The following is a 14,239-nucleotide window of genomic DNA, read 5'->3' on the forward strand; positions in this document are numbered from 1 at the left end:
ATGCTCGGCTGGGGGGGCGGTAAAGCCTCTGCCGAGCATGGCTCGGCATTACATGCTTGGGGTTTACCGGGAAAGCCCTTGCCGAGCATGGCTCGGCACTACATTCCCCTCTCCCGCGTGCGGTAGAGGGGGTGGGGTGAGGGCAGCTCCTTACTTGGCGTTTAGCTTGACGATGGTGCTGATCGCGGTTTCGTTGGGGATGGTCTTGGTGTCGGCCCAGTCGCCACCACCCACGCCGAAGTCCAGTCGTTTGACCGTGGCCTTGCCGGTCAGCACGGGCTGCGCGCCCGCTGCCCAGGTGAAGGTCAACGTGACCGGCTTGCTGACACCGCGCAGCTCCAGTGTGCCGTCGGCGGCGTACTGGTTGTTGCCGAGAGCGCGAAAGCCGTTGGCGGTGTAACGGGCCTGGGCGAACTGTGCGACGTTGAAGAAATCCGCGCCCTGCAGGGTGGAGTCGCGATCGGTATTGCCGCTCTTGGCGCCGACCAGCGGGATGGTCACGTCCAGTTTGCCCGCTGCCGGATTGGCCGGGTCAAAACTGACCTGGGTCTGGAAGCTGGGGAAGCTGCCGGTGAACACTTCACCGTCATATTTGGTGGCAAACACCAGAATGGAACCGGCGCCCGGTGCCTGCTGGTAATCGGCGGCCATGGCCGGGGCGACGGCGAGCATGCCGGCCAGGGCGGCGGCAACAGCGGCGGGGGAGCTGAGCTTGATGTTCATGCGGAATCCTTTTGCGGGAGGTTGAGCCAGCCTTGCGGCAGCATGCGTGCCAGCGTGGCATCGCGTAGATGAATGTGGTGATAGAACGCGGCACCGGCATGCGCCAGCACCAGCAGGATCAGTGCCCAGAAGCCCCACTCATGGATGACGTGGGAGAACTGGCTGGCCTGCTCGCTGGGGGCGACCAGCTTGGGCATTTCGACCAGCCCGAACAGCTTGAACGGGCGCAGGCCACTGGCCGAGTCGTACAACCAGCCCGACAGCGGGATGGCGAACATCAGCACGTACAGCAGCCAATGCGTGGCCGAGGCAACACGCTCCTGCCAGCTCGGGGTGCCCGGCACCGGCTCGGGTGCGCCGGCAAACAGGCGCCATAGCAAGCGCACCACAACCAGCACCAATACGGTGATGCCGATGGATTTGTGCATGGTGTAGATCCAGAAGTACTTCGGCGTCTTCGGGAACTCGCCCATGGTCAGGCCGACGATACCCAGCGCCAGGATCAGCAAGGCGATCAGCCAGTGCAGGCTTTTGCTGAGGCTGCCCCAACGTTGCGCGGTGTTTTTCAGGCTCATGGCTGTTTTTCCGTTTCTGTTGCTGATTTCAGGGCCGCATCGGCGGCGTCTTCGAGGCTGGTGTCGGGTTCTGCTGCTGGTTCGGTGGTTGCAGGCGGTGCTTCGGCACCGGCATCACGCACGGCTTCTGCCTCGATGCGCAGCTCGACCTTGTCGCCGATCACCGATGGCCAGGCGCTGATGCCGAAATCGGCGCGGCTGAGCGTGGTGGTCGCGGAGAATCCTGCGGTACGTCGGAACGGCGGCAGCGGGTGGCGCTTGAGCGCGTTGAGGGTGACGTCCAACACCACCTCGCGGCTGACCCCGCGCAGGGTAAGCAGGCCGTGTACGCGGGCATGGCTGGCATCGATCGGTTCGACCCGGCTGGAGACGAAGCGCGCCTGCGGGAAGCGTTTACCGTCCAGCAGGTTGCGCGCCAGGGTGGCCTGGTTCCATTTGCCGTCACCCAGATCCAGGCGGGTGATCGGCACGGCGACCTCGAGCCGGGCATTGGCCCAGTCATGCGGGTCGAAGTCGAGCACACCCTCGCTGCCGGATACCGTGCCCAAGGCCTGCGAGAAGCCGGCATGCTCAATGGCGAACAGCACCCGGGTGTGCACTGGGTCGAGCCGGTAGCGCTCGTTGGCGGCGCTGGCGGCAGTGGGCAGCAGGGCGCAGATCAGCAGTAGCAGGCGTGGCAGCAAGGTCCGGCTCCGTGTCGGGATAGGGGATTCTAGGCGGATGCAGGTGAGGGTTTGTGCGCATATTGCGCAACGGTTTGTTACGTAGTCGGTTGGTGTGACTTTGCCGCGGCTGCTGGGCGGCGCTACAGTCGCCGGCGGTGGGGGCTTGTGCGTACAGCTTGCGATGGGGAGTGTCGGGCGTTGATGAAACGGATTTTTCACGGTGTACGCAGGGGCGTGCTGGCAGTGCTGCTGGCATGGCCGTGCTTGGCCATGGCGCTGGATCTTGCGGAAACGCCGCGGATGCGGCGCCTGGGCGTGGCCGAAGGACTGCCATCGCGCACCGTGCTTGCGCTGGCGCAGGATCGCCACGGCTACGTATGGGCGGCCACCGATGATGGCCTGGCGCGTTATGACGGTGCGCATCTGCGGGTCTGGCGGCACGATCCACAGGTATCCGGCTCGCTGCCGGGCAATACCCTGGAAACGATGCTGATCGATGCCCAGGACCGGGTATGGGTCGGCGCCAACGGTGCCGGTCTGGCGATGCTGGATGCCAACCGGCAGCGTTTCACCCGTTTTGCCGAGTTGGAGGCGATCTGCACCCAGCAGGTGTGGGCGCTGGCTGCGCACGGCACCGATCTATGGGTTGGCACCAGTGGCAGCGGCATCTGCCTGTTGCATGCCGATGGCCGGATCAGTCGCTACCAGCATCAGCCCGAGGACCCGCGCAGCCTGCCCGATGACACCATCTACGCGTTGCTGGCCGGCAAGGACGGCAGCATGTGGATCGGCACCACCTCGGGCCTGGTGCGTTGGAAGCGCGGCGACGGCTTTGCCACCGTGCACTCGCCCTTGCTGGACGGCAAGGACGCGATCCGCCTGAGTGGCGATCGCGATGGCGGCATATGGGTGGGTACCGATGCCGGCCTGTACCGGGTATCGGACGACGGCGTGGTGTCGCCTGCGCCATGGGCCCAGGCCGCGCACAGTCGCGCCGCGGTGGTATTGCATGACCGTGATGGCCGCTATTGGATGGGCAGCTCCAATGGCCTGTATCGCGGTGATCGGCAGCGTCTGCAATTGCTGGAAGGCGATGGTGGCAGTGGCTTCCTGACCGGCAACAGCGGCGTGCTGGACCTGCTGCAGGATCACGAAGGCGGCATCTGGACGGCATTGCTGACCCAGGGCATGGCCTATCTGCGGCCGGACTGGTCGCGTTTCTCCAGCCATTACCGGCTCAATGGCAAGTCGCTGGAGAGCTTGTACCTGATCAACTCGGCTGCTGACGGCAATGGTTTCCTGGTGGTCGGCGGACACGGCTTGTACCAGTTGGATGGTGCCGGCAAGTTGTCGCAGCTCGCGGATGAGTCACGGCTGGGTCCGGGCAGCATCTGGTCGGTGCAGCGCGGTGGTGATGGGGTGATCTGGCTGGGCCGTGCTGGCGGGCTAAGCCTGTACCGGCCTTCGGACGGCCAGGTGCGGCGCATTGACCTTGGGGTGGGCGACGATCCGGCACAACGCGCGGACCTGATGCGGCTGGCGGCCGATGGCAGCATGTGGCTGTCCATCATCAATTACGGGCTGCAGCACCGTGCGGCCGATGGCCGCTTGTTGGCTGCGTACCCGCAAGGCGAGGCCTCGGGCCTGCCGGAGAAGCTGGTTGAACAACTGCGTCTGGGCAGCGATGGCAGCCTGTGGCTGGCCGGCGGTGCTGGCGTGCAGCGGTTTGATGGCAAGCGCTTCGTGACCTTGCCGGGGATATCGGCTGGCATGGTCTACGACCTGATGTTCCTGGCCGACGGCAGTGCCTGGTTGGCACGCGATGGTGCCCTGGAGCACTACCGCCACGATGCCGAAGGCTTTTCCCTGCTGCAAAGGCTGAGCGCCGATGAAGGCGTGCCTGCGGTGGCGATGGGCGGGTTGGTGGTTGGCTGCAGTGGCCAGCTGTGGGCGACGACGACGCGCGGGCTGCTGTGGTGGCAGCCGGGTGCCGAACGGGTGCGTCTGCTCGAGGAAGGTGATGGCCTAAGCGATACCGAGTTCACCGCACGGCCGCCGGCGCATGCCGGCTGTGGTCGTGCATTGGCGGTATCGGCGACCGGCCTGCTCAGTTTCAATCCGGATGCCAAGATTGCCGCGCCGGTGGGTTCGCAACTGGTGATCGAATCGGTGGGCGTGCGGCGCGACGATGCAGCGCGCGAGCAACGCCTGAAAGGACCGGTCATCCATCTTGGTCCGCAGGATCGCGACCTGCGCGTAACCGGGCGCCTGCTGTCCTACGTGGACCCTGCGCGGCACCGTTTCCGCGTCCATATCGAAGGCTACGACCAGAACTGGGTGGACCTGGGCAGTGACGGCGAACGCCTGGTATCGCGGTTGCCGGCTGGCAGTTACCGCATGGACATACAGGGCGCAGCCGCAGATGGCCCATGGACCAACGCACAAACCCTGCTGATCGAAGTGGCACCGCCATGGTGGCGCAGCAACTGGGCGTTGGCAGCATGGGGCCTGCTGCTGGCCTTGCTGGCAACGGCAGCGGTGTTTGCCTATCGGCGCCGCGAGCGGCGACGCAACGAGTGGCAATTGGCATTGCACAAGCAGGAATTGGCCGAGCAGGCCTCGCAGGCCAAGACCCGCTTCCTGGCAACTCTGGGGCACGAGGTGCGGACGCCGTTGACCGGCGTGCTGGGCATGAGCGAGTTGCTGTTGGGTACCACTTTGGACGATCGTCAACGGCGCTACGCCGGTGCGATCCAGCAGGCCGGTACACATCTGCTCGGGCTGGTGAATGACGCACTGGATCTGGCGCGTATCGAGGCGGGCCGGCTTGAGTTGGACAATCGTCCCTTCGATCTTGGTCGCCTGTTGCAGGAGGTGAGTGCCTTGATGGCACCGATGGCCGAGCGCCGCGGATTGTCGTTCGAGCCGGTAGCCCCCTTCCCGACGCCGGTGATGGTGGTGGGCGATGCGATGCGCCTGCGGCAGATTCTGATGAACCTGCTGGGCAATGCCATCAAGTTCACCGAGCGCGGCAAGGTAGCTGTCGCCGTGCAACTGCAGCCGGGGCAGGGCGGCATCAGCCTGAGCGTGAGCGACACCGGTCCGGGCATCAGCGCCGAGCAGCAGACACGTCTGTTCCAGCGCTTCGAGCAGGCCGATGGCAACCGCACGGCGTCGCGTTATGGTGGCAGTGGCCTGGGCTTGGCGATCTGCCAGGAGCTGGCGATGGCGATGGGCGGAAGCATCCGCGTCGAAAGCCGGTTGGGCGAGGGCGCCCGCTTTGTGCTGGAGCTGCCCTTGCCCTGGGAGCGCAGCGACAACGCCGCCCCGCGTGCCACCGAGTCTGTCAGCATCACGCAGGCGCTGAAGGTACTGCTGGTTGAAGACGACCCGACCGTGGCGCAGGTCATCACCGGTTTGCTGGCCGCGCGCGGGCACAAGGTGGTGCATGCCGCGCATGGTTTGGCGGCGCTGGCCGAGGTGGCCGAGCAGGAGTTCGATATCGGCCTGCTGGATCTGGACCTGCCAGCGTTGGATGGCATCGCATTGGCGCGCCAGCTGCGTGGCTCCGGCCACCAGTTCCCGTTGATCGCGGTGACCGCACGCGCTGACGGCCAGGCTGAACAATTGGCACGCTCGGCGGGCATGGTCGGTTTCCTGCGCAAGCCGGTGACTGGACGGATGCTGGTCGATGCGATTGCCGATGCCTTGGCGGTCAGCCAGACGCAGGCACAATAGCGCCATCACAGACGCGCCTTGCGGCGTTGCAGGAGGCAGGGTTTGATGAAATGGCTTGCAGGGATGTTGGTGAGCGGACTGTTGCTGATGATGCCGTCAGCACGGGCCGAAGTGCCGGCAACGCCGCAGCCGCGTCAGCTGACCGTGGCCGATGGCCTGCCCTCGAGCAATATCAACGCCTTTGCTGAAGACCTCACCGGCTACCTGTGGTTGGCCAGCCGCGACGGGCTTGCGCGTTATGACGGGCGCAACTACCGCATCTGGCGTGCGGAGAACGGGCTGCGTGACAACATTGTCTGGAGCCTGCATTCGGACAAGAGCAACCGTTTGTGGATAGGCACGCAGAACGCTGGCCTGGCGATGCTGTCGCCGGACCGGCTCAGTTTCACGTTCTATGATCAGCAGACCTATCCGCAGATCGGCAGCAACACCATCTGGGCCATCACTTCCACGCCCGATGGCAGCATCTGGTTTGGTACCGCAACCGGCGGCCTGCACCGCTTGGACCCGGACGGCAACATCCAACGCTTCATGCCGAAGGCCGGTGACCCGCATAGCCTGCCCGCCGCAGCCGTGACCTATATGGCGGTCACCCCGGACGGGAGTCTGTGGGTAGGCACCAAGGGCGGACTGGCGCGCTGGAACGGTGCCGGCTTTGATCGGGTCAGCAGCGACGTACTGCCTTCGCCACGGATCAATGGCTTGAAAGTCGACAAGCAGGGCCGGCTATGGGTGGCCAGCAATGAAGGCGTGGTGGTGCGCCATGCCGACGGGCGCTTCGAGCCCGCCAACTGGCCTGGTGCGGCACCCGGCGAAGTGTTCAACATGCTGCAGTACTCGGCCGATGGCAGTTACTGGCTGGACACCCGTTCGGGACTGGGCCGGATCCGCAGCTCGGTGGTACGCAATGTGCCGCTGTACAGCTCGCAGGAGCGCGGCCTGGTCAAACCCAACTGGTCCAGTGCCTACGAAGATCGAGAAGGTGGCCTGTGGTTCGCCAGTACCAATGCCGGTCTGTGGCACCTGCCGCCGAGCTGGCGCCAGTTCTCGGTGCTGTCGCGGCACCTCGACGACCCCAGCTCGCTGCGCAATCCCTATGCCTTGGCGCTGGCTGCGTCTGCCAATGGCGGTATATGGGTGGTAGGTACCCGCGGCGCCCTGGATCGTCTGGATCCGGGCAGCGGCGAGGTGCAGCACCACCTGACCGCGGTTGACGGCAACAACTGGCCGCAGTCACTGGTTGAAGACAAGCGCGGCAGGGTGTGGATTGGCAGCCTGGACGCGCTGGTGCGCTACGACCCGCGCGATGCCAGTGTGCAGCGCTGGCACAGCGGCGATGGCAAGGATGCAGCGATGCTTGGCGATGCCGACATCGTGCGCAGTTGCGATGGTGGCCGGATCTGGATCTATTCCGAGGACGGCGGCATGCAGCAGCGCGACGCCGATGGTCATGTGCTGCTGCACCTGCAGCCGGGCCAGGCCGGTCTGCCGGAAGCTTCGGTGGAAGACATCCAATGTGGCCCCGGCGATCAGTTGTGGCTTGCCAGCGGTACCGGCCTGCATGCATGGCAGGCAAAGGACGGCAGGTTCTCGCCGCTGCCGGGTGGCCCGCCAGGGCGGGTATCCACGTTCAACGTGAGCGATACCGGCGTAGTCTGGATTGCCGGCCTGGGGCGGATGGATCGCTATCTGTGGGATGGGCAGCACATGACGCTGCTTGACCGCGTCGGCGTGGAGCAGGGCTTTCCGATGCTGGCGGCAACCGGCTTGCTGGTCGATGCCGAAGGGGTTGCATGGGCGATCAGTGCACGTGGCCTGATCCGGATCGATCCGGCCAACCGTTCGGTGCGGTTGTACGGTGTGCACGACGGCCTGCCCGGGCAGGAGTTCCGGCGGCGTACGCTGGTGCAGGCAAGCAGCGGCCAGCTCGCTGGCGGCACGCCTGACGGCGTGGTGCTGTTCGACCCTGAGCTGGTCAAGCCCTCCACGCGGCGGCCACCGCTGATCATCGAGCGGGTCAGCGTGCGCCGCGGTGACAAGGAACAGGACCTCACCCAGGAGCCATCGCTGCAGATCCTCGACGGTGATCGTGACCTGCGCATCGCCGCAAGGCTGCTGTCCTTCGCCGACTCGGCCACCAATACCTATCGCTTCCGCCTTGCCGGCTATGACCCGGACTGGGTGGATGTGGGGGCTAGCGGTGACCGGGTGTTCTCACGGCTGCCGCCGGGGCGCTACCAGCTGGAGATCCAGGCTGCCACCTCGGACAACGTGTGGTCGCCGGTGCAGACGCTGGCATTCCGCGTGCAACCGCCGTGGGCGCGCAGTCCAGCGGGGGTGATGACCCTGCTGTTGCTGGTCATCGCGTTGACGCTGAGTGGTGCCTGGTTGTACCAACGACGCCTGCGCAGGCGCAATGAGTGGCAGCTGGCACGGCATAAGCAGGAGTTGGCCGAACAGGCATCGCTGGCCAAGACGCGCTTTCTGGCGACGTTGGGCCATGAAGTGCGTACGCCGATGACCGGTGTGCTGGGCATGAGTGAACTGCTGCTGGCAACGCCGCTGGATGAGCGCCAGCGTGGCTATACGCAGTCGATCCGTCGCGCTGGCGAGCACTTGTTGCGACTGGTGAATGATGCGCTGGACCTGGCCCGTATCGAAGCCGGGCGGCTGGAGCTGCAGAACCAGCCGCTGGAACTGCGGCAGCTGCTGGAAGACGTGCGTGGTCTGATGGAGCCGCTGGCACAGCGGCGCGGGCTGGCATTTGAATTCGACAATGCGGCATCACCGCGCGTGCGCCTGACCGGTGATGTGATGCGCCTGCGTCAGATACTGCTCAACCTGCTTGGCAATGCGATCAAGTTCACCAGCCGTGGCTCGGTGAGTCTGCGCGTGCGTCTGCAGGACGGTGGCAAGGGTGTGCGTTTCGAAGTCAGCGACACCGGCCCGGGTATCAGTGCCGAGCAGCAGCAGCGGCTGTTCCGCCGCTTTGAACAGGCCGATGGCGCGCGTACTGCTGCCCGCTACGGTGGCAGCGGCCTGGGCCTGGCCATCTGCAATGAACTGAGCGTGGCAATGGGCGGCAGCATCGATGTGGAAAGCAGCCTGGGCGAGGGCACCTGCTTCATCGTGAACCTGCCACTGGCCTGGGAAGTGCCGCCAACGACGACCGAAGACGAAGCCGCGGCCAGTGCGTGGATGAGTTTGCCGCCGCAGCGCGTGCTGTTGGTGGAGGATGATCCGACCATCGCCGCGGTGATTCGTGGCCTGCTGGAAGTACATGGGCATAGCGTGGTGCATGCCGCGCATGGACTGGCAGCGCTGGCGGAGCTGTCCAGCCAGGAATTCGATGTGGCCTTGCTGGATCTGGATCTGCCCGGCATCGATGGCTTCGGCCTGGCCCGTCAATTGAAGGTGATGGGCTACGGAATGCCGCTGATCGCCGTGACCGCGCGCTCCGACGCCGAAGCGGAGCCAGAGGCACGCGAGGCTGGCTTTGCCGATTTCCTGCGCAAGCCGGTAACCGCACAGTTGTTGCTGGAAGCCATTGCCGGCGTACTGGACGCACAGCGCCGGGCGCAGGCCCAGTCCTCACACGATTGAGGGCTGGGCGCAGCGGAGCTCCATCTACTCGACGACTTCCTCGACCGCACGCGGGTGCGGGCGGTTGTCGGGTAGCTGCCAGAACACCAGCGTCGAGCTGAGGGTGATCGCACCAACGCAGATGAAGGTGGCGTGCAACGCCGCGGTCGCGCCATGGCCGCTCAGGTGCTCGCCAAACGCCGCCAGCAGGCTGCCGGCGGTTGCTGCACCAAAGCCGGTTGCGAGCATCATCACCATCGACAGCAAGCTGTTGCCGCTGCTGGCCTGCTGCATATCAAGGTCGCGCAGGGTAACGGTGTTCATGACGGTGAACTGCATCGAGTTGACCGCGCCAAAGATCGCCAGCTGGGTCAGTCGCAGCCACAGCGGCTGCTCGGCGGTGATCAACGCGAAGCTGGCCATCGCCAGACCCACGCAGACCGTGTTGATCATCAGGATGCGACGGTAGCCGAAACGTTCGACCAGGCTGACGGCCGCGCGTTTTGCGGCCATGCCGGACAGCGCCACCGGGATCATCATCATGCCGGCGGTCATCGGGCTCAGGCCCATGCCGACCTGCAGCAGCAAGGGAATCAGCAAGGGCATCGCACCGCTGCCGATGCGTGAGAACAGGTTGCCGAGGATGCCGATGCGGAAACTGATCACCTTGAACAGGCTCAGTGGGAACAGCGCATTGGACGCGCTGGCCGCATGCAACCAGTAACCGGCTAGTGCAGCGATGCCGACCACGGCCAACAGCAGCACCAGCGCATGTGCGGAGTTGATTGCCGACACGCCATCCAGTGCCAGCGACAGGGCGATCATGCCGAACGCCAGCATCAGGTAGCCGGGCAGGTCGAAGCGCTGGTTCCGTTGGCCGTAGTGGTCGGGCATGATTTTCAGCGCGGCGATGAAGCCGATCACGCCGATCGGCAGATTGATCAGGAAGATCCAATGCCAGGAGGCGACTTCCACCAGCCAACCGCCCAGGGTCGGGCCGAGCAGCGGACCGATCAGTGCAGGAATGGCGATGAAGCTCATCGCCGACAGGAACTGCGCGCGTGGCACCGAGCGCATCACCGCAAGGCGGCCAACCGGCAGCAACATGGCGCCGCCGATGCCCTGCAGCACGCGCGAGGCCACCAGCCATTGCAGCGTGGGTGACAGCGCGCAGGCCAGCGAGCCCAGGGTGAACAGCACGATCGCGGCGAGGAAGGTGCGGCGGGTGCCGAAACGGTCGGCGATCCAGCCCGATGCGGGGATGAACGTGGCCACTGCCAGTGCATAGCTGAACACCACCGACTGCATCTGCAGCGGGCTCTCGCCCAGGCTGCGCGCCATCGCCGGCAAGGCCGTGTTGACGATGGTCGAGTCCAGCATCTGCATGAAAATGGCCAGCGACACCAGCCATAGCAGCGGCTTCTGGGCGGAACTGGCGGGCTGCGGGATGGGGGGAGCTGGGGGCATCAAGACGACTCGCGCTGAAGCAGGTGCTTATTGTCCTCCGATGCGTGTGCAGATGTTGCGTAGATCAGTCGCCGCCGCCAATGGTGTACAGGGTTGATCCGGAATCATCAGGGTTCCGGCTCAGCATGATGGTGGAATTGAGTTCACCGATGGTGATGCTCCAGCTGTCTTCGTCGATGCGCTCCATCTTGCAGTTGGTTGGGATGCCGGGGTTGTTGCGCGCCACCGGTGCACAGTTGCGCTCGCTGATCGGGCGTATTTTCTCCAATGCCTTCTGCAGCGGAACTGCAAGCACCAGTGTGCGGTTGCCGTACATCTCGGCCAGCGTTTCACGGGTCTCGGTAACCGGCAATCCGTACAGGGTCACCAATCCGGGCCTGATCTGGGCGCTGGCATCGTAGGAGGTGTCCTGCATGGCATCGGTGCCGACCGATTCGGTGCTGCAGCGGTCGAGCGAAAGGCGGGTGATGTACGGCCGCCAGCGTGGTGCGATTTCTTCTGCTCGCGCAATGCGTATCTGTTTGCAGCTGGTCGGGAAGTCCAGCGGTCCGGTGCTGAAGATGGTCAGCTGTGCGACTTCAGGAAACGCGGCCAGCGTCGGGAAGTCATCCTCGCCCAACTGCAGTGGCGGCGGTGCAGCGCTTGCTGCAACCGGCGCAGCGATTGCCAATGCCAGCAGCAGTGACTTGCAACGGTTGGACATGGGACGTGGGCCTGATGAGGGGCGCCCAGCGTCCGGGCCCGGAAGATTGAAGTCAAGCTTCCGGGCCTTCGGACCTCAGCGGCGGCTGAGGCGATGCACCGCATCCACCAGCACGGCGACGTGCTCGGGGTTCATGTCCGGCGACATGCCGTGGCCAAGGTTGAACACGTGGCCTTCGCGCGAGCCGCCGTTGCCGGCGGCATAGCTTTCCAGCACCTTGCCGACTTCGCGGCTGATCGCATCGGGCGAGCCGTACAGCGTGGTCGGGTCCAGGTTGCCCTGCAGTGCGACCTTGCCGCCTGCTGCGCGTGCAGCGTCTTCCAGCGAGATGGTCCAGTCCACGCCGACGCCTTCAGCGCCGCTGGCGGCCAACTCGGCCACGTACTGGCCGGTGCCCTTGCCGAACAGGATCAACGGGGTGCGCTCGGCGCCGTCGCCGCGCTTGAGCTCGCTGGCGATGCGGTTGAGGTAACGCAGCGAGAACTCGCGGTACATCGCCGGACCCAGCACACCGCCCCAGGTGTCGAACACCTGCAGGGCCTGCGCACCGGCCGCGTGCTGCGCCGACAGGTAGGCGATGACCGCGTCGGTCACCACTTCCAGCAACTGGTGCAGGGCCTTGGGTTCGTTCAGCGCCATCGCCTTGATACGGGCGAAATCCTTGCTGCCGCCGCCTTCGATCATGTAACAGGCCAAGGTCCACGGGCTGCCGGAGAAGCCGATCAGCGGCACCTTGCCGTCCAGCTCGCGGCGGATCAGGCGCACTGCGTCCATCACGTAGCGCAACTCGGTTTCCATGTCCGGCACGGCTAGCTTGGCGACCGCGGCGACATCACGCACCGGGTGCTTGAACTTGGGGCCTTCGCCATCGACGAAGTACAGCTCCAGGCCCATCGCGTCCGGCACGGTGAGGATGTCGGAGAACAGGATGGCGGCATCCAGGTCGAAGCGCTGCAGCGGCTGCAAGGTCACTTCGCAGGCGACTTCCGGGTTCTTGGCCATGCCCAGGAAGCTGCCGGCGCGGGCGCGGGTGGCGCGGTACTCGGGCAGGTAGCGGCCGGCCTGACGCATCAGCCAGACGGGGGTGTAGTCCACGGGCTCGCGGCGCAGGGCGCGCAGGAAGCGGTCATTGCGAAGTGGGCTGGTCACATGGAACTCCTGGAGGTAAGAACCGCAGGCGCGCTGCGGCGCACCTGCAGGGAATGCGGGATTCAGGGCGCGGGCTGGCCGGCGGTGAACATCACCTGGAAGCCTTTCTTGATCTGGCCATCGCGGGCCTTTTCGAAGGCATGGATGGCTTCGTCGTGCTGCAGGAACAGCTCGCGGCGCAGCTGGATGCGGCCACCGGTCTGACCGCTCTCACGCAGCAGCTCCCAGCCGCCGAGCAGGTCGGGCACCAGCGAAAGCTGTACGTAGCGGGGGGCTTCTTTGCCGCTGGGCGGCTGTTGCAGTAGGACGCGCATGGCGGCGATTGTAGCCGGTGTGCGGGTTTTGGGCGGGTTTTGGGGTTTGTTGCGAAGTGCTACCCCTCCCCAGCCCTCCCCTGCGGCGCAAGGGAGGGGGCCGTGCGCTGCGGTCTGTCAGATACGACCACGCCTGCTCTTTCCCCCTCCCTTGCGCAGCAGGGGAGGGTTGGGGAGGGGTGAGCCTTTGACTTCCCGCTCAGCCCTCCCGCAGCACGTCCAACACCGCCGCCTCATCCACATCCGGCACCACCTCGGCCTTGCCGATACCGCGCCACAGCACCAGCCGCAGGCGTCCGGCGATGTTCTTCTTGTCCAACCGCATATGCCCGAGCAGCGCTTCTGCATCCAGGCCAGCGGGGATCACGGTCGGCAGGCCATAAGCCTCCAGCAGCTCACGCAATACCTCGGTATCTGCCGCATCGGCCATGCCCAGGGCCGCCGACAGCTTGGCCGCCAGCACCATGCCAACTGCTACCGCCTCGCCGTGATTGAGGTTGTCATTGCCGGGCGCGCCGTAGCCCTGCGCGGTCTCGATTGCATGGCCGAAGGTATGGCCGAGGTTGAGCAGGGCGCGTTCACCCTTCTCCAGCGGGTCACGTTCGACGATCTCGGCCTTGTGCTCGCAGCTGCGGGCGATGGCCTGGGCCAGCGCGCCGTCGTCGCCAGCCAACAGAGCTTCACGCTCGGCCTGCAGCCATTGGAAGAACAGCGGGTCGCGGATGGCACCGTACTTGACGACTTCGGCCAGACCGGCACGCAGCTCGCGCGCAGGCAGGGTGCGTAGCGCAGCGGTATCGGCGATGACGGCACGCGGCGGGTGGAACGCGCCAACCAGGTTCTTGCCCTGCGGGATATCCACCGCGGTCTTGCCGCCGACCGATGAATCGACCATCGACAACAAGGTGGTCGGCAGCTGCACGCAGTCCACGCCGCGCATCCAGCAGGCCGCGGCAAAACCGGCCAGGTCACCGACCACGCCGCCGCCGAGTGCCAGCACGCAGGCATCACGGGTGGCGCCCAGGCTTGCCAGCGCGTTGATCGCGCCGGCGAAATTGTCCAGGGTCTTGGACGCTTCGCCGGCCGGGATGATGTGCTGGCCGATCTTCAGGTCGGGACGGGCTGCCAGCAGCGCGGTCTGTACCTGGGCCAGGTACAGCGGCGCGACGGTGTCGTCGCTGACCAGCAGTACGTGGCGGCCACGGATGGCGCCGACCAGCGTCTGCGCCTGCGACAACAGGCCTGGCCCGATGTGGATCTGGTAGGGGTGGTCGCCGCCGACGGCGACGGTGCGGGTGGGAGCGGTCATGCGGGTCGGTTCCA

At 65.6% G+C, this 14,239-nt stretch carries 10 protein-coding genes; 2 read left to right on the forward strand and 8 right to left on the reverse strand.

The window, feature by feature from the left end:
• Positions 1-150 precede the first annotated feature (150 nt).
• Genes ACVOLV_RS14475 through ACVOLV_RS14485 form a run of 3 tightly spaced genes read right to left on the reverse strand, consistent with a single transcriptional unit; the run spans position 151 to position 1,981 of the window.
• Positions 151-723 carry a YceI family protein gene (locus ACVOLV_RS14475; protein ID WP_481555003.1) on the reverse strand — a complete coding sequence of 191 codons (573 nt, stop codon included), beginning with the start codon at positions 721-723 and terminating at the stop codon, positions 151-153.
• Positions 720-1,298: a cytochrome b gene (locus ACVOLV_RS14480; RefSeq protein ID WP_481555004.1), complete on the reverse strand. Its 579-nt coding sequence runs from the start codon at positions 1,296-1,298 to the stop codon at positions 720-722. Before ACVOLV_RS14480 ends, ACVOLV_RS14475 begins: the two co-directional genes overlap by 4 nt.
• Positions 1,295-1,981, reverse strand: a complete 687-nt coding sequence (locus ACVOLV_RS14485; protein ID WP_481555005.1) for a YceI family protein — start codon at positions 1,979-1,981, stop codon at positions 1,295-1,297. The genes ACVOLV_RS14480 and ACVOLV_RS14485 overlap by 4 nt, the downstream gene beginning before the upstream one ends.
• A 183-nt stretch (positions 1,982-2,164) precedes the next feature.
• Here ACVOLV_RS14485 and ACVOLV_RS14490 point away from each other — a divergent pair, with 183 nt between their 5' ends.
• Positions 2,165-5,701: a hybrid sensor histidine kinase/response regulator gene (locus ACVOLV_RS14490; protein ID WP_481555006.1), complete on the forward strand. Its 3,537-nt coding sequence runs from the start codon at positions 2,165-2,167 to the stop codon at positions 5,699-5,701.
• A gap of 45 nt (positions 5,702-5,746) precedes the next feature.
• On the forward strand, positions 5,747-9,304 hold the full coding sequence (locus ACVOLV_RS14495; RefSeq protein WP_481555007.1) for a hybrid sensor histidine kinase/response regulator: 3,558 nt from the start codon (positions 5,747-5,749) through the stop codon (positions 9,302-9,304).
• A gap of 24 nt (positions 9,305-9,328) precedes the next feature.
• On the opposite strand, the gene mdtD is transcribed toward ACVOLV_RS14495, so the two are convergent.
• From mdtD to aroB, 5 genes are all read right to left on the reverse strand, one after another.
• The gene (mdtD, locus tag ACVOLV_RS14500) at positions 9,329-10,750 is read right to left on the reverse strand and encodes a multidrug transporter subunit MdtD (RefSeq protein WP_481555008.1); all 1,422 of its coding nucleotides are present in this window, start codon (positions 10,748-10,750) and stop codon (positions 9,329-9,331) included.
• A gap of 64 nt (positions 10,751-10,814) precedes the next feature.
• On the reverse strand, positions 10,815-11,453 hold the full coding sequence (locus ACVOLV_RS14505) for a hypothetical protein (protein ID WP_481555009.1): 639 nt from the start codon (positions 11,451-11,453) through the stop codon (positions 10,815-10,817).
• Positions 11,454-11,528: 75 nt separating this feature from the next.
• Positions 11,529-12,602, reverse strand: a complete 1,074-nt coding sequence (gene hemE / locus ACVOLV_RS14510; protein ID WP_481555010.1) for a uroporphyrinogen decarboxylase — start codon at positions 12,600-12,602, stop codon at positions 11,529-11,531.
• A 62-nt stretch (positions 12,603-12,664) separates the two neighbouring features.
• Entirely contained in the window at positions 12,665-12,916 is a 252-nt protein-coding gene (locus ACVOLV_RS14515; RefSeq protein ID WP_481530267.1) for a WGR domain-containing protein, read from the reverse strand.
• Between the two features lie 199 nt (positions 12,917-13,115).
• On the reverse strand, positions 13,116-14,225 hold the full coding sequence (gene aroB, locus ACVOLV_RS14520) for a 3-dehydroquinate synthase (protein ID WP_481555023.1): 1,110 nt from the start codon (positions 14,223-14,225) through the stop codon (positions 13,116-13,118).
• Positions 14,226-14,239: the final 14 nt, after the last annotated feature.

This window comes from Stenotrophomonas sp. STEN023, assembly GCF_056760135.1.

Coding starts and splice junctions, on each gene's coding strand:
- ACVOLV_RS14475 (WP_481555003.1), bottom strand. CDS start 723: ATGAACATCAAGCTCAGCTCCCCCGCCGCTGTTGCCGCCGCCCTGGCC.
- ACVOLV_RS14490 (WP_481555006.1), top strand. CDS start 2,165: ATGAAACGGATTTTTCACGGTGTACGCAGGGGCGTGCTGGCAGTGCTG.
- mdtD (WP_481555008.1), bottom strand. CDS start 10,750: ATGCCCCCAGCTCCCCCCATCCCGCAGCCCGCCAGTTCCGCCCAGAAG.
- ACVOLV_RS14480 (WP_481555004.1), bottom strand. CDS start 1,298: ATGAGCCTGAAAAACACCGCGCAACGTTGGGGCAGCCTCAGCAAAAGC.
- ACVOLV_RS14495 (WP_481555007.1), top strand. CDS start 5,747: ATGAAATGGCTTGCAGGGATGTTGGTGAGCGGACTGTTGCTGATGATG.
- aroB (WP_481555023.1), bottom strand. CDS start 14,225: ATGACCGCTCCCACCCGCACCGTCGCCGTCGGCGGCGACCACCCCTAC.
- ACVOLV_RS14505 (WP_481555009.1), bottom strand. CDS start 11,453: ATGTCCAACCGTTGCAAGTCACTGCTGCTGGCATTGGCAATCGCTGCG.
- ACVOLV_RS14515 (WP_481530267.1), bottom strand. CDS start 12,916: ATGCGCGTCCTACTGCAACAGCCGCCCAGCGGCAAAGAAGCCCCCCGC.